The organism is Endozoicomonas sp. ISHI1 (genome assembly GCF_024606225.1).
In the GTDB taxonomy this organism is placed as follows: Bacteria; Pseudomonadota; Gammaproteobacteria; order Pseudomonadales; family Endozoicomonadaceae; genus Endozoicomonas_A.
The window spans coordinates 261,788-284,470 of record NZ_JAGRPU010000001.1 but is presented as its reverse complement, the minus strand read 5'-3'; the positions used below and the strand labels follow the sequence as shown (position 1 = coordinate 284,470).

The window sequence follows — 22,683 nt, the reverse complement described above, 5'->3', positions numbered from 1 at the left end:
ATGAAAGCGCAGGCTTTAGGCTGGATGATCTGCCGGGTTGTAGGGTTCGCCTTCTGGGTGGCCAGTCCAGTGGTATTTGGGCAGGATAACCAGCCCGTCATCATAATTAAACCTCGGGATGTTTGTGATTGCTGCGATAAACTGGTGGATGCGACCTTTGATTTAACGGGGGAACGATTATACGTTGCTGCCAAAGGAAAAAATCAGGCCGGTGATACCTACTCCCATCTTGGCCTTTTTGATATGACACGGACTAATCGAACTCTGGCAACAGCGCTAGTAAAAGTAAAAGGTCCGGTATTGGATTCCCAGGATTTTAGAATAAAACTTGATGCGACTGGTCGATTAGTTGGTATTGCAGGCAATTCCCTGAAGTTATGGTATGCCAGGGTGAGTAATGGTACTTTGCCCTATCTGGCAACATTGGATAACGACTTTAATGGTATTTATTCATTTGATTTCAGTCGTAAAAGTGACAAATTAGCGGCTGGGTATAATGACGATGGCGATAATTATCTTGGTGTGTGGGATACCTATCAACTTGAGGATAATAAACCGAAGCTGTTAGCCAAAGTAAAAAGTTACCCAGCAGTTTCTATTCAATTTCATCCTACAGGTCGTTATGTTCTGAGTGGAATACATGTAAATTATTATTGGTCATTTGCTGAACTTTGGGATTTAAGCAAAATTAAAAGCAAAACTCCCAGTCATATTAAGCTTAATGAAGACGGAGGAAGCCCATACATTGTTACCTTCGATCATGAGGGCAGGCAAATTGGCGTCTCTATGGTTGGTGACAACTGTGCCGCGTTGTGGCATATGGATAGTATTATCAGCGGAGATACTGATCCATTGGCATTTATGGGACATGATGAGGATGTATATTTTATCGCTTTTGACCCAACAGGTCGTTATATTGTCACCACTTCCGGTGACCATACCGCCAAACTTTGGGATGGAACCCAGATTAAAAAGAATAGTCCTAAGCTTCTTGCAACGATGAACCATGGCTGCGCAGTTAAACAAGCGATTTTTACCCGCAACAACACTCGAGTATTCACCCGGAGCGACTGTGATATCAGGCTCTGGGATATTCAACATATACCAGTCGATGGCAAAGCAAAGTTGCTTAATACCTTTCATACCGGTGGAGGTTACTACAAAATTGAACTCGACCACGCAGTGGTCTGGCTGTTAACTGTCAACATCGAAGCCGCTGAAATTTGGGATATAGCAGCACTCCAGGCTGACTCGGAACACTCTGATGCAGATTAGTATTTCAGACATTAAGTCAGATTTAGACCTTACCATTTCAAGGGAAACGAGCATAAGACTTATTCCAATTCGCAGTGTCAAAAAAACAGACTACCCTGAATAAACTCAGCAACCTAACCGGTCTGGCAATGCACAGCTTTTACACCTTTCTACAGTTGTTCACTGTAGCATTTGTAGCAACAGCACTTACCTTTTTCACAAACCCTGAAGTGGCCACTGGTGAATATTTGGAATGGCAGCTGCCTATAAAAAAACAAAGTGATTCCTCTATAACCATTCGAGCCAGGTCGGCAAGTGTTGCTACAAAAACTCAGGGCACACGAACGCAGTCTTTTACTGGCGAAGTCACTATTTTCGGGCAGATCGACCAGCCATTTATCGTCTGTGCACAGAGCTTAGACGCTCAGGGCTTTACTTATGAGGCCAGTGCTGTTGTACCTTTCCCCTTTTCTGATAGTGATAAATCAACCCATCTTTATATGCTTACGTTAAGTGAGCGAATGGGCAGAATAGCGATTAAAGAAAGCCAGCCTTGCCCGGAGTCTTTTAATCACCCGTATCCATTCACATCAGGGCAATATCTGCGTTCAAAAAAGCCTTTTTTAGTGGTAGATGGACGAGTAGAAAAAACGCGCGATACTCAAAATTACGGGGCCATTCCCCCTGTCGGAATGTCAATCAAGCCTGTGTTGTTTCAAAGCCCTTCAGGGGGTGGCTACGACACTGACGATTTCAACGATTTCAGACGACCGCCCTTTATGCCAGTACCTGATAAAATGATGGTCGACCTGATTCTCTTACCCACTCTGAGCCTGCCTGCTAACTGGCGTGACTATCTGCCTTTTGTCGGGGTATACCACTGGCTTACCAATACACAGCCCGAAGGAGTAACGATTGTTGTACGGTTCGGTGATTCGCCACCTTTTACCTTCCGAATCAGCCTGGCTGAAACCCGGGAACTGGCGGATAAGCTGCTTAATACACGGGCGCTTTTACACTGGCTCGCACCCAGGCTCAGTGGCAGGGAGCATCTGATACAACAGCTTCTGGAGCTGACAGCAGACTCAGATGAACTATTACCTGAAGAAATCCTTAAATCCCTCCGAAAGCAACTGGCTATCGTGTTGGAACTACCAGACACTGAGTTCAGTCTTGAGTTTGAATACTCGGAACTGGAACGCACCTTTAAAAGACAGACCAAGGCTCAGACACCCCCCGAAACCATACAGCTGGGAAACTCCCAAAACACAACGTCACCAAATCCCGCAGCGGATAAAGACAACAAACAGAGTGATTCAGTCCGCCAGACACACAACAATGAAAAAAAACAAGACCAGCCAGGGCAGAATTATCCAGAACCTGATAACAAACCTACCGATGACACTCATAATGCATTGTCCGGGGATGTTGAGTATTACACCATCAGGCTGCTTCAAACCGAGTATCACGTCAGCAAACGACAGGTGTTAGCGAATCTGGACAGGCCTGCGTCAGAAGCCGGATTAAGGCTATCTTGTCTGGATTGCCAACAAAGCGGGCTTGTGCTTCAGGAACTACTGCCTCACGCAGAAAGGCACTGGCTAACATGCGACCAGTGTCAACAATTCAGTCCCACTGCCGGTACCGTTCAGGCTCGCCAGATAATGCTACAAAGCCATACCCGAAGTCAGTGCACTCACTATAGAGGGCAGGTACTGGGAGCCCCTTTAATGGACAATACTCTGACTCTGTTCCGTTTCATGATTCGTTTCGGAACGGAAGAAACTCTGCTCGACCTGCTACAACAATTCGATTTACCGATAGTCGCTGAGGATTTAAATGAGACCGATCGTAACCACAGAACCGTGCTTCAGGATCTGGCTCAATATACTTCACCGGCAGTCATCCAGTCATTTCTTCAGCGTTTATTTGTTGGATTTTCGGCACCGCCTTTAGAGCCTTTGGCTTCGTCAGAGCTTGTTCCTGAGCCATCAGCTCCGCCGCTGTTTGACGCAGTAGCTCATATGGAGTGTCTAATTTGCATGGAGGCAATGGTCGAAAATGTTGTGGCCACTTCCTGTTGCGGTCAGCTCTTCCATAAAGATTGCATTATCCGTTGGGTAGAAGACAAAAAAGAGTGTTCTCACTGCCGCAAGAGTATTTCAGCCAATCAATTAACAACCATCCGACTGCCTAATATTGTTGTGACGAAAGTGTTTGATGTTCGACCTAAAGTGAAGCCAGAAGAAAAAAGCTCGTTGCCTGATGGGGCAAAGTCATCCCACTTTGCTATTGCTCAAAGCCACACAGAGACCGTCAAAGCCAGGGTATTGTTGGACAGTGACCGATCCGAGCGCCTTCAGGATTTTCACCGTGCTGTCAGCACTGGCAACACAAGGTTGATCAGGGAATTGCTGGAAATTGACCCCTCACTGGCCAAAGAGAAGGATAACCATGGCCGAACTACTCTCCACAAAGCTGCTAATCAATGCCAAACAGAGGCCATCCAGACATTGCTGAACTTTGACCGCTCCCTGGCCAAAGAGAAGGATAACCGTGGCCAAACTGCTCTCCACAAAGCTGCTTATAACGGCCAAACAGAGGCCATCCAGACATTGCTGGACTTTGACCGCTCACTGGCCAAAGAGAAGGATAAGGATGGCGAAACGGCTCTCCACTTTGCTGTTCGTCATGGCCAAACAGAGGCCATCCAGACATTGCTGAACTTTGACCGCTCACTGGCCAAAGAGAAGGATAGATTTGGCAACACGGCTCTCCACATGGCTGCTTTTTGGGGTCACACAGAGGCCATCCAGACATTGCTGAACTTTGACCGTTCACTGGCTAAAGAGACGGATAACTATGGCAACACGGCTCTCCACGAAGCAGCTCGTAATGGCCGCACAGAGGCCATCCGGATATTGTTGAAAATTGAACCTTCCCTGGCCAAAGAGAAGAATAACAATGGCAATACGGCTCTCGACTTGGCTTGCCACATGGGTCACGAAGAGACCGCCAAGGTCTTACGGGCAGCCGTCGGCAACAAAGCGTCTCTTGTCCTAACAGACACCGTCAAGGCCGAGGTATTGTCGGACAGTGACCGATCCAGGCGCCTTCGGGATTTTCACGATGCTGCCAGCAGTGGCAACACAAGGTTGATCATGGAATTGCTGGAGATTGACCCCTCACTGGCCAAAGAGAAGGATGACGATGGCTGGTCGGCTCTTCACTTTGCTGCTGATAATGGCCAAACAGAGGCCATCCAAACATTGCTGAACTTTGAGCCCTCCCTGGCCAAAGAGAAGGATGATGCTGGCAGGACGGCTCTCTACTTAGCTGCTCGTAATGGTCACACAGAGGCCATCCGGACATTGCTCGACTTTGACCGCTTACTGGCCAAAGTGAAGAATAACGATGGCTGGTCGGCTCTCCACATAGCTGCTCTTAGAGACCAAACAGAGGCCATCCAGACATTGCTGAACTTTGACCGCTCACTGGCTAAAGAGAAGGATAACGATGGCGAAATGGCTCTCCACTTCGCGGCTGAACAGGGCCAAACAGAGGCCATCCAGACATTGCTGAACTTTGATCGTTCACTAGCCAAAGAGACGGATAAATATGGCGATACGGCTCTCGACTTGGCTATCGAGCTTGGCCACAGAAAGTGCAAGAAACTTCTTGAAGACTATGGAGCCCAACCATCGGGCAGCCTTCAACAGTGAGCAATAAAATTGTGCGGAGAACCGATTCTTGATTATTTCAAACCTCCACCTCATACTGCGCCAAACCCGGCGCAGTACCTTTGATCTCCCCATCCTGAATAAACTTCTTTTCACCAACGTTTCTCGACTTTAGTTTTCAGCTAGCACGCCGAGAAATAGCTGCATCAATTTTGGGAGAGACTAGTGCAGCTAAGCCTTGATATCCATACAGCTCCCCGTTCATCCTGAGCGGAGTCGAAGGATGTGGACTCCGAACCAACAATCAAGACCCTGCCAATTACCCTTAGCGCCCTTCGACTCCGCTCAGGATGAACGTAGATTGTTCACATCAAACTCATTGAAGTGACGTACTAGCATAAGACTTATTCCAATTCGCAGTGTCAAAAAAACAGACTACCCTGTATAAACTCAGCAACCTAACCGGTCTGGCAATGTACAGCTTTTACACCTTTCTACAGTTGTTCGCTGTAGCATTTGTAGCAACAGTCCTTTCCTTTTTCACAAATCCTGAAGTGGCCACTGGTGAATATTTGGAATGGCAGTTGCCTGTAAACCAACAAAGTGATTCCTCTATAACCGTTCGAGCCAGGTCGGCAAGTGTTGCTACAAAAACTCAGGGCAAACGAGCACAGTCTTTTACTGGCGAAGTCACTATTTTCGGGCAGGTCAACCAGCCATTTATCGCCTGTGCACAAAGCGTAGATTCTCAGGGCTTTACTTATGAAGCCAGTGCTGTTGCACCTATCCCCTTTTCTGATAGTGATCAATCAACCCATCTTTATATGCTTAGGTTGAGTGAGCAAACGGGCAGAATGGCGATTAAAGAAAGCCAGCCTTGCCCGGAGTCTTTTAATCACCCGTATCCATTCACATCAGGACAATATCTGCGTTCAAAAAAGCCTTTTTTAGTGGTAGATGGGCGAGTAGAAAAAACGCGCGATACTCAAAATGCCGGGGCAGTTCCCACTGTTGGCCTGCCAATCAAGCCTGTGTTGTTTCAAAGCCCTTCAGGTGGTGGCTACGACACTGACGATTTCAACGATTTCAGACGACCGCCCTTTATGCCAGTACCTGACAAAATGATGGTCGACCTGATTCTCCTGCCCACTCTGAGCCTGCCGGCTAACTGGCGTGATCATCTGCCTTTTGTCGGGATGTACCACTGGCTTACCAATACACAACCCGAAGGATTAACGATTGTTGTACGGTTCGGTGATTCGCCGCCTTTTACCTTTCGAATCAGTCTGGCTGAATCCCGGGAGCTGGCGGATAAGCTGCTTAATACACGGGAGCTTTTACATTGGCTCGCACCCAGGCTCAGTGGCAGGGAGCATCTGATACAACAACTTCTGGAGCTGACGGCAGACTCAGATGAACTGCCCAGCCCATTATCTGAAGAAATCCTTAAATCCCTCCGAAAGCAACTGGCTATCGTGTTGGAACTACCAGATACTGAGTTCAGTCTTGAGTTTGAATACTCGGAACTGGAACGCACCTTTAAAAGACAGACCAAGACTCAGACACCCCCCGGAACCCTACAGTTGGGAAACTCCGAAAGCACAACTTCACCAAATCCCGCAGTGGATAAAGGCAGCAAACAGAGTGATTCAGGCAGTCAGGCACACAACAATGAAAAAAAACAAGGCCAGCCAGGGCAGAATTATCCAGAACCTGATAATAAAGGTACTGATTACACTCATAATGCATTGTCCGCGGATGTTGATTATTACACCATCAGGTTGCTTCAAACCAAATATCACGTCAGCAAACGACAGGTGTTAGCGAATCTGGACAGGTATGCGTCAGAAGCCGGATTAAGGCTAGCTTGTCTGGATTGCCAACAGAGCGGTTTTCTGCTTCAGGAACTACTGCCTCACGCAGAAAGGCACTATCTAACATGCGACCAGTGTCAACAATTCAGACCCACTGCCGGTACCGTTCAAGCTCGCCAAATAATGCTACAAAATCATACCCAAAGTCAGTGCACTCACTATAGAGGGCAGGTACTGGGAACACCTTTAATGGACAATACTCTGACTCTGTTCCGTTTCATGATTCGTTTAGGAACGGAAGAAAGCCTGCTCGACCTGTTACAACAATTCGATTTACCGATAGTCGCTGAGGATTTGAATCAGACAGATCGTAACAACAGAACCGTGCTTCACGATCTGGCTCAATATACTTCACCGGCAGTCATCCGGTCGTTTCTTAAGCGTTTCAACCATGCCGGTGTCTCTGTACTTCAGATGTTGTTACAGCATGCTTCACCTGCAGCTGCATTGTCTTGGTTTAGTCTGGGTAACCCTGAGCATCAGCAGCTTCTGAAAACACTGTTGGAGACCAACCCTGAACTCAGCTGGGACGAGCTGTTTCAACAGGCCGAGCTGCTTCAAGTCAGGTCACTGCGACTTGGCTGGTTGAAGAAAGAGCGAGAAAAACTTGAAGCATCATTTGTTGGATTGTCGGCACCGCTTTCAGAGCCTTTGGCTTCATCAAGTCTTGATCCTGAGCCATCAGCTCCGCCACTGTTTGTACCGGAAGTTGTCATTGAACACTCCGTGGCCAAAGACAAGGTTAAAGATGGTGAGACAGCTACACACGCAGCCTTAGCTGCTCGTCAAGGCCACACAGAGACCGTCAAGGCCCAGGTATTGTTGGACAGTGACCGATCCCAGCGCCTTCGGGATTTTCACTCTGCTGCCCGCACTGGCAACACAAGGTTGATCAGGGAATTGCTGAACTTTGACCCCTCCCTGGCCAAAGAGAAGGCTAACAATGGCGAAACGGCTCTCCACAAAGCTGCTCGTAATGGCCAAACAGAGGCCATCCAGACATTGCTGAACTTTGACCGCTCACTGGCCAAAGAGAAGCATAACCGTGGCTGGACGGCTCTCCACGTAGCTGCTCATAATGGCCAAACAGAGGCCATCCAGATATTGCTGAACTTTGACCGCTCACTGGCCAAAGAGAAGGATGACGATGGCAATACGGCTCTCCACATAGCTGCTCGTAATGGCCAAACAGAGGCCATCCAGATATTGCTAAACTTTGACCGCTCACTGGCCAAAGAGAAGGATAACCTTTTTGGCTGGACGGCTCTCCAATACGCTGCTGTTAAAGGCCACACAGAGGCCATCCAGACATTGCTGAACTTTGACCGCTCATTGGCCAAAGAGAAGGATGAATATGGCGAAACGGCTCTCCACTTAGCTGCTCGTGATGGCCAAACAGAGGCCATCCAGACATTGCTGAACTTTGACCGCTCACTGGCCAAAGAGAAGGATGACGATGGCAATACGGCTCTCCACTTAGCCGCTCTTAATGGTCAAACAGAGGCCATCCAGACATTGCTGGACTTTGACCGCGCACTGGCCAAAGAGAAGGATAACGCTGGCTGGACGGCTCTTGACTTGGCTATCGAGCTTGGCCAAAGAAAGTGCAAGAAACTTCTTGAAGACTATGAAGCCCAACCATCGGGCAGCCTTCAACAGTGAGCAATGAAATTGCGAGGAGAACCAATTCTTGATTATTTTAAATCTCCATCTCACACGCGCCAAACTCGGCTCGGTGTCTTTGATCTCACCATCCTGAATAAACGCCTTTTCACCAACGTTTTTCGACTTTAGTCTTCAGGTAGCACTCCGAAAAATAGCTGCATCAATTTTGGAGGAGACTAGAGATATACATGGGATAAAACGAGGCTATGCTTGAGAGAGTTTTGCCGGTACGAAGTAAAAAGCCGCCATGCGCAACCTGATCATAAGTGCACTGTAGTTTGTATTTTGTCTTTCTTTCCCACCCCGCGCGCCAGCCTGGCTCTATTAGCAAGCACCAGATGTACAGAGTCATGAGCAAGGATTGAAACACCTTTTAAAGGCTCAACCGGCAGAGCCACAAAGCAGTCAAATAAGATCCGGGACAGCCCCTGAATCACAAATTACTATCACAGCCCGCCCCGGTCAGGTATTCACGGCGTGCAGCCAACAGCTAAAAGCAGATGCTAACAGGTAGGCCTCCAGTTCCATGGTCTATGATGTCCTTTCAGGAAATGACAAGGTAAAATCAATGAATAAAAATCAGTGTGATAGTTTGTCCAAACTATTCTATGATCTGGTGAAAGTACCTCTGGCACTCTGTATGCTCGGCCCTCTCGTTCCAGAATCACCCTTTTTATTCGAACTGGAGGTGTTTGGTTCATCGCTGGTGTTGTTGTTTGGGTACATTGCCTAGGAGCCTGACCGAGAATAGCTGCCCTACTGCGGCGGCAGCAAATTGGTCTGAAAATCCGCTTTTGTTCGTCAAATAGCTCGCTATTCTCCTCACAAAACCGAATTTTCATCCTCAATTTTCTGCCATCCTCGCTACGGGCGCTATTCTCGGTCAGGCTCCTACCGACTGGAGGATGAGTAATGGATACAGGACAACAATATTTAATTCTGACTCTGGTCTTTGGGTTGCCTCTGTTTGCAGTTGCCATCTGGCTTACTGTTCGAAACAAAAAGCATTAACCCTGCACCCATCGCCCTGAAGCTGCTGCCTGAAAATCAGGTTCACATTCCATTTCGGTTGCAGGTCATTGGCAAACATCTTCAGAGTTGAACTTTGACCGCTCCCTGGCCAAAGAGGAGGGTAACGATCGCAGGACGGCTCTACCTTAAGGGCTGTTTGGTTCTGCCTGTGGAGGCTTCTTTGTAAGTCTGGTTGTTTTGAACCAGCAGTAGCCTATGAAGCAAGAAGCTCCTGCGTTCTTCGCAGGAGAGCAGTCACAATGAATAAATGAGCAGCTACTCAGTCTCTACTCCAAAACCACCTTTGACGTTAATCTGACTATTGTCTACTTTCAGCCAGTTGTTGAGAAATACTCTCGCACTTTCCTCCTCCCTAACTACCTCTGTTATTGTTGGTTTCCTTAAATGAAAAATCACTTTCTGAACCAACGGCTGCTGGTTAATATATGGAAAATTTATCTGCTAACTTTTCTTGTCTGGGCTTCTCTGGCTCGGGCAACACCTGCTTCGTCGGATTTTACCGCTACTTCAATTACTGCGGGGGGAGCTGAAAAGGCAAACTACTGGCTAACGACCCGCCTGTCAGCAATAGGTCCGGAGTCCGATAAGTTTATAGAAATCGCTTCAACCCCGGAAACCGTGGAAGTTAATGAGAGGCTTAACGATTCATCTGTTCGGAAAAAGAAAAAAAAATCAGGCCAGGTTGTGAGTCTGCCAGGGTTTGCAGGACTGCCTTTACCAGAAGAAAAACGAGAGTCTGATCTATACAGAGGTGGTTATCTTGGTCAGGATGACGACGATAGCTTTAAACGCCCCCCTTACTTTCCAATTCAGAACAAAGGGGATTTTACCCTGACACTACTCCCGGTTTTGCGTATTCCCACCGACTGGCGCAACTACTTAAAGGGCAGTCATTGGTACCATTGGGTTATGGGCGAACCCGATCATGATTCAGGAGTGACGTTACACATCCGTTTTAATGATTCATCACCCACTGTGTTACACCTCAGCCAAGCGGAGTTTCGCCAGTTAACGGCATATCTGGGGAGTTCGCAACAGCTTCTGAAATGGCTTGCTCCCAAACTTAGAGGCAGAGAAGAATTTATTCACTTTCTTATGGATATGGCTGCAGGACTGTCTGTACAGGATGAAAACTCCCTTCAGCAAATTGAAAAGCAAATCGATACGCTGGCAGAGTGGCCGGATCATGAGTTTAACCTGGAGTTTGAGTGGGAGCAGCTGGAACAAACTTTGGCTGGTTCGGATAACTTTAAAGACATGACTATAACTCATGAACCCGATACGGAGACGGTCTATGAAGGAGAAGATATTAATAAACTCATTTATCAGACTATGTTTAGCTGGCTTAGAGGTAGTAAAAAAACCGGAGCAACAGGTAGTGGAAGTGGTAACAGGGAGGGTTCTGGTCAAGAGGGAGCCGGACGCTCTGGTATAGGTGGCAATGCAAAAGATGACGAAGGGAGCGAGAGATTTATATTGAATCTAATGCAACAAAGGAGCTCGAATGGCAGTCCTCCTACACTAAGGATTGTCTTTACTGGAGCGCAAAATGTTGGCAAGTCATCGCTGGGCAACCGGCTAATTGGCTGGGAGCCATTTAAAAGAACCGTTATTTACAATAAAAAGCCTGACCCTATCTACCGCTTTCAGGATGTGGAAATCAGGACTACAAAAGGTTATGGCCGCTCTGGTGGCGAAGAATACATAAAAAATGACTACCTTGGAGCTGAAAATATCGAGCAAAACGATGTCATTATCTTTTTATTTGACAAGGATCTGACTGGTTATGATCTTAGAGCTATCGAAGCATTAGTAAAAAATGGCAATAGAATTATTTTTGTTTGTAATAAGGTCGATACATGTACTGATAAGATAGGAGACAAAAAAGAAATAAAATCAGAGTTTAAGGCTAATTTAGAAGAAAATGGTATTCAGGATACTCCAAAACTTATTTTTACATGTTCCCAATCCAACAGCAAAAATGGAGAAGAAATAACAAAAACTAAAGAATTGGAAAAAGAAATTCTGTCTGTTCTGAAAACAGATGAAAAAGCGGTTTTTGAAAAATACTTAAAAACAAGGATGAGGCCTGATGAAAAAACCATCAAAATTTCGGAAGAAAGAATTGAAAAGGGGGTTAAGGAATATAATGGTCAATCATCTGGCATAGAAGAGATCAAAAATATTACAGTTGATGCTATTAAGGAAGGCATACATCCAGACATCATGGGTCCAGATAATGTTGATGAGTTAAATAGATTTAATGATTATTTTCAAAAAATTTCAGGGCATATTGAGAGTATAACGCGTGATGATGACCATAAGTTATTCCTTAGAGCATGTAATAATATTGTCAAAGTCGGCCTCCCAGAAGTAGCAGCGGGTGCTGCAGGTGCCACACTCGGTACAATCGGTACATTATTTGGACCACTGGGAACTGTTGCAGGTGTAATCATTGGATCACTGGTTGGAGTTTGTGTAGCCAGGATAACTAACCTTTTGTATCACCCACACTTCAATCTTCGTCCAAGATATTATGAAGAATGTAAGAAAGAAATCCAAAGCATCTTATATGAGAAAAGGGATGATGAATTAAGTCTATACCGAAAGAAAGTCTTTTCTGAAGATGGTAATACCTATGCCGACGACCCTGAGACAAAGAAAATTGAAAAAAAATACGAAGAGAAGGTTGATAAATTTTACACATGGGCTGATAAACTTCCGGAACACATGCGAAGCGCAACAAGTTTGTTTAGAGAACTGTTTGAGAAAATATTCCAACATTATCAAAGACTTTATGACGAAGCTTTTTTCGCAAAAACAAGTGTTACTTTTCTTGTACCATACGATGAAATTCGGTACATGAAAGAAATTTCCCTGATTCAGTCTGATGTACCCCCCGCCATTTATCAACCTGAGCGGGGCCTGCATTTGATGACCTGTAATACTGGCCTGATGCCGTCCCATAATAAGAACGACCTGCGCTCAACACAGCAGCGCTATCGGAAGATTGCCGGGGCATTAACCCGCAATCCTGACATAACTCCTGATGTTGTCTGCTTCCAGGAGGCTTTTGTCCAACAGGCGACGGAGCAACTCTGTCAGGATCTCAAAGGTCACTACCATCATATCGTTCACAGTGTTGCCCCCCGAAAAACCGGATTGAACAGTGGTCTGGTCATTGCCAGCAAATATCCTGTAAAGGTGGCAACTTTCCGGCCTTTCACTGATCTGGTCGAAGAAGATCGGCGGATCAATAAAGGGCTACTGCGGATCGTGCTGGATCTCGGTAACGATAAGACTGCCGTGGTTTATAATACGCACCTTCAGGCCAGTGAGGGTCAACCCTATGAGGCGATTCGCTTTGACCAGTCGTATCAAATCAGAAAGTGGTTTGAGGAGGATAGCAGTAACGACAGGCGGAATAAGAGACACCATCATGGCACCTTCCTGATGGGAGACCTGAACTTTGCCCGGTCAGATGAGCAAAGATTATGTAATGACCCTGAGTATAATCACAACATGCAGGCACTGGGGAAGGATTTCTCTAACACTTACTACGATACCCATGATGAAGAAAATGATACCCGGCTGGTTGAGAGCAGCGAGTCATTTTTTGTCAATAGTGACCAGGCAACCATCAATCCGGAAGATCGTCGGGAGCCAGATGGGACAAGGTATCGCTGGCAAGAACACCCCGAGGTGACAAGGCGCTGTATTTATAACTACCAGCTGGTCTACGGGGACACTGAAAAAAAGTGGGCATCCCATACGGAAATACGTCAACTGTTGCTTGATGTCGATAATGATCTGGAAAGCGGGTTGTCTGATCATTTGCCGGTGTCGGTTATCTATCGGGAAGCGGAAGGATTTTCTGCTGCCATTGCTGGTCTGGAACCGGAGGATTATCCCATTTCGGAGGTCGTCAGGGAGCTGGTAGATAAACTGAAGCTTGCCTATGGTCATCAGCCCGGTAATCAGGTCAGTCAGAATGACATTGACCCAGAGTTCGCAGGCGTCAATCCCCTGCGTAATATTGCCGAACTCAGGGCTCAGTACAGAGGGGAACCTGAGATTATGAATGAGCTTAACCGGCTCGAAAAAAGGGTCAGGCAGAGTATGAATCCTGTTTCCGGAGCGTCAGGGTCGAACAGACATAATAGGCCGATCGTTGATAACCACTAGCAGCCTGTCGGACTTAAGCGTCCGTAGCGAGGATTGCAAGAAATTGAGGATAAAAATTTCTGCTTCTGAGGAGAATAGCGAGCTATTTGACGAAGAAGCAGGAATTTTTAGACCAATTTATTGCAACCGCAGTAGGACAGCCTTAAGTCCGACAGGCTGCTAGGCAATCCTGTGAGGGGTTGTGCGGAGGTAGCCTGACCCGTAACTCTCCACTGCAGATTAGTATTTCAGCCATTCAGTCAGATTCAGGCCTTACTGTTTCATTGGAAACGAGCATAAGGCTTATTTCAATTCTCCGTGTCAATAAAACAGACTACTCTGAATAAACTCAGCAACCTAACCGGTCTGGCAATGTACAGCTTTTACACCTTTCTACAGTTGTTTGCTGTAGCATTTGTAGCAACAGTCCTTTCCTCTTTCACAAATCCTGAAGTGGCCGCTGGTGAATATTTGGAATGGCAGTTGCCTGTAAACCAACAAAGTGATTCCTCTATAACCATTCGAGCCAGGCCGGTCAGTGTTGCTACAAAAACTCAGGGTACACGAGCACAGTCTTTTACTGGCGAAGTCACTATTTTCGGGCAGGTTGACCAGCCATTTATCATCTGTGCACAAGGCTTAAGCGCTCAAGGCTTTATTAATGAAGCCAGTGCTGTTGTACCTTTCGCTTTTTCTGATGGTGATAAATCAACTCATTTTTATGTGCTTAGGTTGAGTGAGCGAACGGGCAGAATGACGATTAAAGAAAGCCAGCCTTGCCCGGAGTCTTTTAATCACCCGTATCCATTCACATCAGGGCAATATATGCGTTCAAAAAAGCCTTTTTTAGTGGTAAATGGGCGAGTAGAAAAAATGCTCGATACTCAAAATGCCGGGGCCATTCCCACTGTCGGCATGCCAATCAAGCCTGTGTTGTTTCAAAGCCCTTCAGGCGGTGGCTACGACACTGACGATTACCACGATTTCAGACGACCGCCCTTTATGCCAGTAACTGACAAAATGATGGTCGACCTGATGCTTCTGCCCACTCTGAGCCTGCCTGCTAACTGGCGTGATTATCTGCCTTTTGTCGGGGTGTACCACTGGCTTACCAATACACAGCCCGAAGGGGTAACGATTGTTGTACGGTTCGGTGATTCGCCGCCTCTTACGTTCCAAATCGGCCTGGCTGAATCCCGGGAACTGGCGGATAAGTTGCTTAATCCACGGGAGCTTTTACATTGGCTCGCACCCAGGCTCAGTGGCAGGGAGCATCTGATACAACAGCTTCTGGAGCTGACGGCAGACTCAGATGAACTACCCAGCCCATTATCTGAAGAAACCCTTAAATCCCTCCGAAAGCAACTGGCTATCGTGTTGGAACTACCTGACACTGAGTTCAGTCTTGAGTTTGAATACTCGGAACTGGAACGCACCTTTAAAAGACAGGCCCAGACTAATACACCGCCCGGAACCATACAGCTGGGAAACTCCGAAAGCCCAACTTCACCAAATCCTGCAGCGGATAAAGACAACAAACAGAGTGATTCAGGCCGCCAGACACGGCGCCAGAACAATGAAAAAAAACAAGACCAGCCAGGGCAGAATTATCCAGAACCTGATAACAAACCTACCGATGACAGTCATAATACATTGTCCGGGGATCTTGAGTATTACACCATCAGGCTGCTTCAAACCGAATATCATGTCAGCAAACGACAGGTGTTAGCGAATCTGCACAGGTGTGCGTCAGAAGCCGGTTTAAGGCTATCTTGTACGGATTGCGAACAAAGCGGGTTTCTACTTCAGGAAGTACTGCCTCACGCAGAAAGGCACTGGATAAGATGCGATCGGTGTCAACAATTCAGACCCATTGCAGGTACCCTTGACGCGCGCCAGGAAATGCTACAAAGCCATACCCAAAGTCATTGCGCTAAATACAGAGGGCAGGTACCGGGAACACCTTTAATGGACAATACTCTGACTCTGTTCCGTTTTATGATTCGTTTCGGAACGGAAGAAACCCTGCTCGACCTTTTACAACAATTCGATTTACCGATAGTCGCTGAGGATTTAAATCAGTCAGATCGTAACCACAGAACCGTGCTTCATGATCTGGCTCAATATACTTCACCGGCAGTCATTCGGTGGTTTCTTCGGCGTTTCAAACATTGGGTAACAGCTGCACTAATAGAGCTTCCAGACAATTGCGGCTGTACCTCAGCACATTACCTGTTTCAATATCAGTCAGAACAGGCCATCATTGAAACCATTCAATTTATTGGCAAGATGATTACCTGGGAATTGCAGTCCCGGCAGAACCACCGAGGTTCAACCCTGCTTCATATTCTTTATCACCGGAATTTCTTCCGGGCAGTGGCGGAAGTGTTTCAAAGATTACAAAATCAGACAGGCAGACCTGTTAGCCAGGATCTGGCAATGCAGGATTTCAGTGGCGTGAATCTGATGCATATTCTTTTTGCCAGTGGCAGTACCCCGCTGATTTATCATTTTATTGACAAGAATTATTCCCTGATGAGCGATGCTATGCTGGGGGCTGTAGCCCATAATGGCGAAACGCCACTGCACATACTGTTTGAGCAGGGTTCTTCATCTACCATTCAACGGTTTAATGACGGCTGTGGTGCCATTTACCTTTACTCTAGGGCTTTAGGCAGAAAACGAACCATTGATGGCTATACCCCGCTGCATCTTCTTTTTGCCAGAGGTGATATCGCACTGACCAAAGCATTTCTGGACAGCGGTTACTTTGATTATCTCACAGGATTAACAACCAACCATGCCGGTGTCTCTGTACTTCAGATGTTGTTACAGCATGCTTCTCCTGCAGCTGCATTGTCTTGGTACCGTCTGGGTGACCCTGAGCATCAGCAGCTTCTGAAAACACTTCTGGAGATCAACCCTGAACTCAGTTGGGACGAGCTGTTTCAACAGGCTGAGCTGCTTCAAGTCAGGTCACTGCGACTTGGCTGGTTGAAGGAAGAGCGAGAGAAACTTGATCCATCATTTGTTGGATCTTCGGCACCGCTTGCAGAGCCTTTGGGTTCATCAAAGCCATCAGCTTTGCCACTGTTTGTACCGGAAGAAGATGAACCTGGGGTATTTGAATCAAGTAAAGATACAAAAAGTCTGGCAGCACCCAAAACTGTTATATCGAAAGCAACGACTTCGGAAGTCGCCATTGCAAAGGCTGAAAAATCTTCAGAGGCTATGAGCATCACAGAAAAATCCATAGTCACTGTCGCCAGTGGTGAAAACCAGTTACACGAAATCGCAAGAAACAGCTCACCTGAAGATATTGCAGCAATCTTCGAACGCAATGCTGAAACCATTACGCCAGCCATGCTGTCAAAAGCCAATATTGCTGGTTTTACGCCTTTTCATATATTGGTTGATCGAGGTATCAGCGTCGGTACTATTTTTTCCTGGCTTTTACATGGTTTATCAGATGCTGTGGCCAATGAGCTGCTTGATAAACATCTCTTTGGCGAACTTGGCTGGAGGCACTTATACGATTATGCTCGTGTTTCTTCTTATCTTGAAAAAGACCTCAAACTCAGACAGGTTCTGGGGCTGCTTAAGCCGATATTCAGTCAAAAAACCACATCATCAGAAATTGCTTCATTGCCACCAACTCAGGAGTTTTCAGACGCAGTGGCTCATGACGCAGTGGCTCATATGGAGTGTCCAATTTGTATGGAGGCAATGGCTGAAAATGTTGCGGCCACTCTCTGTTGCGGTCAACTCTTCCATAAAGATTGTATTGCCCGTTGGGTAGCAGGCAAAAAACAGTGTTCTCACTGCCGCAAGAGTATTTCAGCGAATCAATTAACAACCATTCGACTGCCTAATATTGTTGTGACGGAAGTGTTTGATAGTCGGCCTAAAGTGAAGCCAGAAGGAAAAAGCTCGTCGCCTGATAGAGCAAAATCACCCCGCTTTGCTACCAGTCAAGGCCACACAGAGACCGTCAATGCCAGGGTATTGTCTGACAGTGACCGATCCCAGCGCCTTCGGGATTTTTACTATGCTGTCCAAACTGGCAAAACAAGGTTGATCAGGGAATTGCTGGACTTTGACCTCGCACTGGCCAAAGAGAAGGATAACGATGGTTGGACGGCTCTCCACAAAGCTGCTCTTAATGGCCAAACAGAGGCCATCCAGATATTGCTGGACTTTGACCGTTCACTGGCCAAAGAAAAGGATAACGATGGTTGGACGGCTCTCCACGAGGCTGCTCGTAATGGCCAAACAGAGGCCATCAAGACATTGCTGAACTTTGACCGCTCACTGGCCAATGAGAAGGCTAACAATGGCAATACGGCTCTCCACGAGGCTGCTCGTAATGGTCAAACAGAGGCCATCCAGACATTGCTGAACTTTGACCGCTTACTGGCCAAAGAGAAGGATAACGATGGCGAGACGGCTCTTGACTTGGCTATCAAGCTTGGCCACAGAAAGTGCCAGAAACTTCTTGAAGACTATGAAGCCCAACCATCGGGCAGCCTTCAACAGTGAGCAATAAAATTGCGCGGAGAACCGATTCTTGATTATTTCAAACCTCCACCTCGTACTGCGCCAAACCCGGCGCAGTACCTTTGATCTTCCCATCCTGAATAAACGCCTTTTCACCAACGTTTCTCGACTTTAGACTTCAGGTAGCACGCCGAAAAATAGCTGCATCAATTTTGGAAGAGACTAGTGCTATACACGAGACAAAACGAGGCTATGCTTGAGAGAGTTTTGCCGGTACGAAGTAAAAAGCCGCCATGCGCAACCTGATCATAAGTGCACTGTCTTTTGTATTTTGTCTTTCTTTACCACCCCACGCATCAGCCTGGCTCCATTGGCAACCACCAAAGCTACAGAGTCATGGGCAAGGATTGAAACTCCTTTTAAGGGCTCAACCGGTAGAGCCACAAAACAGTCAAATAAGATCCGGGACAGCCCCTGAATCACAAATAACCATCACAGCCCGCCCTGGTCAGGTATTCACGGTGTGCAGCCAACAGCTCAAAGCAGACGCTTACAGTGTATTGCTGACTGCCTACGATCAGACGAAAAAAAGACCACACCAATTGCTACTGACTCACGGGCAAACGACACTGCATTTGGAAAAAACCTACATCTGCCCCACTGAGGTTATCAACCAACAGCCGTATAACTACCAGCGTGTCCTGTATTCTCAGGAACCCTTTCTGGTCACCCGCCAGAATGACCCAAAGAAAAAAGAGCAAAATAAAAACACCCTTATCCCACCTATAGGTCTACCCAGTAAGCTTTCACCACACAACCTGCAAACCGGAGGCATTGGACCGGATTCAGATGAAGACAGCTTCTTCAAATATCCCTTCCGGCCACCTTTTGTTGATCAGAGCGGCATCACCATGGTCTTGCTTCCCTTTATTAAACTGCCACCCGATTGGCAATACCAGATTCCAGGCAGCCAATGGCACCACTGGCTGATGGGTGAGCCGGATTATGACTCTGGCACAATATTAAATATTCAGCTGAATGGCGAATCCATAGCCCGCCTGCCCATTCATTCATGGGAACTGCAAGAGCTGGCTGAAGACCTGACCAATAGCCGACAACTGTTGCAGAAGCTGGCGTACAGGCTTAATGGCCGGGAAACGTTTATTCAGCAATTGCTGGATATTCTGGCTACAGCTGAACAAAATCCTATGGATGAAGAGAGTAGGGTGCGAATTGAGAAACAACTGGCCGATGTGTTGGAGCAGCCTGACCATTCATTTTCACTGGAGCTGGAATGGTTCAGCTTACAGGCAGCCATGACTCCCGATCACTCCATTATCACTGCACATAATGGTAAAGGAAAAAAAAAGGAAGCCAGTTCAGGAAAAGTGCCCGGTAGCAATGATCAAAATCAGTACGGCGCACCGTCAAGCCAATCAGTGCCGATCAGACATGATCCGGAACAAGGGTTGATTCGGTTTTCTGATGACAACGGCAAGAATGAACATCAAGGAAGAGTTGGGGCGGCAGAACAATCTGGCAACCACGAAGACCATGGCGAACAGAGTCAGGATTCATCGGGTGCCCAGCAGAACAACCGATCAGACCAGGACGGTGCCGAGCCTGACCCGATCAATAACGCCCCACCTCCAGCATCGGGAACAACCGATGCAGCAGGAAGTTCTGAGCCTGTCACCATTACTTTTATTGGTCAAACCAATGTCGGGAAATCTTCTCTGGCCAATCGATTTCTGCAAATTAACCACTTTGCTGCCCAACTGACGCATGTATCACATCACGAAGATGATTTTGACCTGCCGCCGTATATCAAGATTCGGGCATTACCCGGTTATGGGAGGCCTTCCCTAAGCACGGACAGTTTTCTTGAGTTGGACAATCACCCCATCAAAGATAACGAAGTCGTCATAATGGTTATGGCCAATGAAATGAGTTTGGAAGATCAAATCGAACTACAGAACCTGCTGAACCATGGACACCCGCCAGAGCGTGTTTTACTGGTATACAACAAATTTGATGCGATTCTGGATGGGGTAGTGGGGAGGCAGCAAATAGAGACTGATTCAAGTCGTTATGCCCTGGAGAATTCTATAAAAAAAGAGCTTATGAACAGGCAGCTTAAAATTTTGGAAGAATGGCAGCGGGAACTGGTCACAGATGAATCATCTGCCCACTTGACTCAGTCGCTTCAAACATTGGCCAACCGTCTCAAGGCACAAAAAGAACAAGGTAAACCCTTCCTGTTGTTTACCTCTGCCAGCGACGTCAGTACCTATAGCCCGGAGCAGGACGAAGAATTGATAAAAGCCATTTCTAACGCACTGTCTGGGCAGGAAAAGAAGACATTTAAAGAACAGTTTCTTGATATCCGTCCGGGAAAGGTCAAACAGTTTTCGGATTTTATCAGCCATCGTTTTTCGGCAGTGATCGAAGACGCCAAGGCAGGCGGAGTTGCCGCAGAGGACGTTTTTGGTAGCTTATTCAGACAACTAAATAATGACTTTGGCTTAGACCCCGAGCAAGGTTGCAACCACTGGTTGAGAGAGTTCAGCAAAATCTATAAAACGGTTTTTAACGAGAAAATCAAAGAAATTGTAAACGGGGATGACTCTCGGTTACATACACTTCAAAAGCAGTTTATCGCCTTTTATACCGGGCATATTCTGGGAAGCATCTGGTATAAATTTATCGGGGAGAGGCGACAGGAAAAAGAAATCGATGAACTGGGGCAGACTGCTTTGCATCGCTGGGCTCGAAACGGGAACTCCGGCTGGGTTTGGTTATGGCTGCAATTGCACAGCGAGAAGGCCGGAACGCTATTAAATGCGCGAGATATCAACGAACGAACCCCGTTACATCTGGCGGTCTACTCTGGCAATGAAGATACTGTCAGATACATACTGGAACATGGTTCGAATGTCGATGCCAAAGACAGTGTCGATTATACCCCCTTGCATTGGGCTGCGTTTTTTGGCCGGGAAACCATTGCCGAACAACTGCTTCAGCACAATGCCAGCCTGACAGGGCAACACCGCTTAAGAATAACCCCTCTTCATGTGGCAGCCTGGAGCAATCAGGGCGCTATGGTAAACAAACTGCTGGAGTGGGGAGCCAGTATCGATTCATCCGCCTACGGAATCTACCCGGTCCACTATGCAGCAGCCACTGGAAGCCTCAACAGTCTTGAGGCACTGCTGGCCCATAGACTGAATGATCTGGATGTCTTTAGTATCACTGGAAGCTTCAACAGTCTGGCGTATAGACCGATTGATCTGAATGTCCTTATTAGCAGTGGACACAGTGCATTGCATATTGCTGCCTGGTACGGTCATAGAAAGACTGTTGCCAAACTCATTGCCGCAGGCGCTGATCAAAAACAGTTGACAAAAGACGGTTATATGGCTGGAGATCTGGCCAAATTCAGAGGGCACAAGTACCTCGGGCTTTCTGTATCTGAAAAGGACGTTGACCAGCAAAATCCCAAGGCTCCTGACCGTACTCATCTGGCAATACCCATAGCAATTGATCTGGAATCCATGCACATTGATCAATATGGCTATTCGACACTTCATCGAGCTGCCAGAGAGGGGGATGTAAACAGAGTCAGAGACATTCTGAATAACAATAAATATACGGGTACTCGATCCGCTATGTCGGGCTACACTCCCTTGCATGTTGCTGCCCTCTACGGACACAAAGAAATAGCTGCTCTATTGCTATCCCCCGCCAACAGGGAAGACAAAGATGTATCGGGGAACACGCCTCTGCACCTCGCTGCACTTTTCAACAGAGAAACAATGATAGCGTTCCTTCTGGATCACTCCTGCAGACCAGATACAACTAATCACTCCGGTATTGCGGTACTGCATGTTGTCTCAGCTATGGGATCACGTAATACGCTTGAACGCATTTTTGAATCCCTGAAACAGTGCAAATGTGATTGCAACCCAACCGTCAATGGAGTAACTGCAATGCATATCGCTGCCAAGTATGGAAATATTGAGGCGATAAGATTGCTCAATCAGGTCGCAGGGATCAGTTTAGAAATAGAGACTGCGAGTGGGGAAACACCTCTGCATTCTGCAACTCATACCGGTCAAGTTGAAACGGTAAAGTGGCTAAAAATAACAGGCGTTAACTTGGCACCTGCTAATAAGAATGGTGTTACCCCGTTGTTTATGGCCGCTGCCATTAACTCCCCCGAATTAATAGAACTACTTGGGCAAGAAGGCAAACCCGAATATCTTACAAAAATCATTGGGTTGTTGCCAAAGCGTTTTGGTGTCGCATCTTTTAGCAGTATTGATGAACCTCTTTTGCTAACCCCATTGCACTTTGCAGCTTTAAAGGGAAACCTTGAAGCGGTCCAGGCACTGGTGATGAAATGTGGGGCAAAACTGAACACCCGAAGCAGCGGCTTGACAGCACTGCATTTTGCCTCATGTGGAAGACACCTGAAAGTGGTTCAGTGGCTTATTGGTGAGTGACATCTTCACCCG

The 22,683-nt window shown here is 46.9% G+C and carries 7 protein-coding genes; all 7 read left to right on the top strand.

What is annotated here, in order from left to right:
* Positions 1 to 1,275, top strand: a complete 1,275-nt coding sequence (locus tag KBW69_RS00930; RefSeq protein WP_257279576.1) for a WD40 repeat domain-containing protein — start codon at positions 1 to 3, stop codon at positions 1,273 to 1,275.
* Positions 1,276 to 1,403: 128 nt separating this feature from the next.
* Positions 1,404 to 4,976: an ankyrin repeat domain-containing protein gene (locus KBW69_RS00925; RefSeq protein ID WP_257279575.1), complete on the top strand. Its 3,573-nt coding sequence runs from the start codon at positions 1,404 to 1,406 to the stop codon at positions 4,974 to 4,976.
* 431 nt (positions 4,977 to 5,407) lie between these two features.
* Positions 5,408 to 8,470 (top strand): ankyrin repeat domain-containing protein, encoded by a 3,063-nt coding sequence (locus tag KBW69_RS00920; protein WP_257279574.1) that lies wholly within the window; start codon positions 5,408 to 5,410, stop codon positions 8,468 to 8,470.
* 571 nt (positions 8,471 to 9,041) lie between these two features.
* A complete protein-coding gene (locus tag KBW69_RS00915; RefSeq protein WP_257279573.1) occupies positions 9,042 to 9,206 on the top strand; it encodes a hypothetical protein in 165 nt (54 codons plus the stop codon).
* Positions 9,207 to 9,889: 683 nt separating this feature from the next.
* Positions 9,890 to 13,690, top strand: a complete 3,801-nt coding sequence (locus tag KBW69_RS00910; RefSeq protein ID WP_257279572.1) for an endonuclease/exonuclease/phosphatase family protein — start codon at positions 9,890 to 9,892, stop codon at positions 13,688 to 13,690.
* A gap of 351 nt (positions 13,691 to 14,041) precedes the next feature.
* The gene (locus KBW69_RS00905; protein WP_257279571.1) at positions 14,042 to 18,208 is read left to right on the top strand and encodes an ankyrin repeat domain-containing protein; all 4,167 of its coding nucleotides are present in this window, start codon (positions 14,042 to 14,044) and stop codon (positions 18,206 to 18,208) included.
* A gap of 251 nt (positions 18,209 to 18,459) precedes the next feature.
* Complete coding sequence (locus KBW69_RS00900; RefSeq protein WP_257279570.1) at positions 18,460 to 22,671, top strand: ankyrin repeat domain-containing protein; 4,212 nt, start codon at positions 18,460 to 18,462, stop codon at positions 22,669 to 22,671.
* Positions 22,672 to 22,683: the final 12 nt, after the last annotated feature.

Excerpts from the sequence above, each read along its gene's own strand:
- KBW69_RS00900 (WP_257279570.1), top strand. The coding sequence starts at position 18,460 with ATGCGCAACCTGATCATAAGTGCACTGTCTTTTGTATTTTGTCTTTCT.
- KBW69_RS00910 (WP_257279572.1), top strand. The coding sequence starts at position 9,890 with ATGAAAAATCACTTTCTGAACCAACGGCTGCTGGTTAATATATGGAAA.
- KBW69_RS00905 (WP_257279571.1), top strand. The coding sequence starts at position 14,042 with ATGTACAGCTTTTACACCTTTCTACAGTTGTTTGCTGTAGCATTTGTA.
- KBW69_RS00925 (WP_257279575.1), top strand. The coding sequence starts at position 1,404 with ATGCACAGCTTTTACACCTTTCTACAGTTGTTCACTGTAGCATTTGTA.
- KBW69_RS00920 (WP_257279574.1), top strand. The coding sequence starts at position 5,408 with ATGTACAGCTTTTACACCTTTCTACAGTTGTTCGCTGTAGCATTTGTA.
- KBW69_RS00915 (WP_257279573.1), top strand. The coding sequence starts at position 9,042 with ATGAATAAAAATCAGTGTGATAGTTTGTCCAAACTATTCTATGATCTG.
- KBW69_RS00930 (WP_257279576.1), top strand. The coding sequence starts at position 1 with ATGAAAGCGCAGGCTTTAGGCTGGATGATCTGCCGGGTTGTAGGGTTC.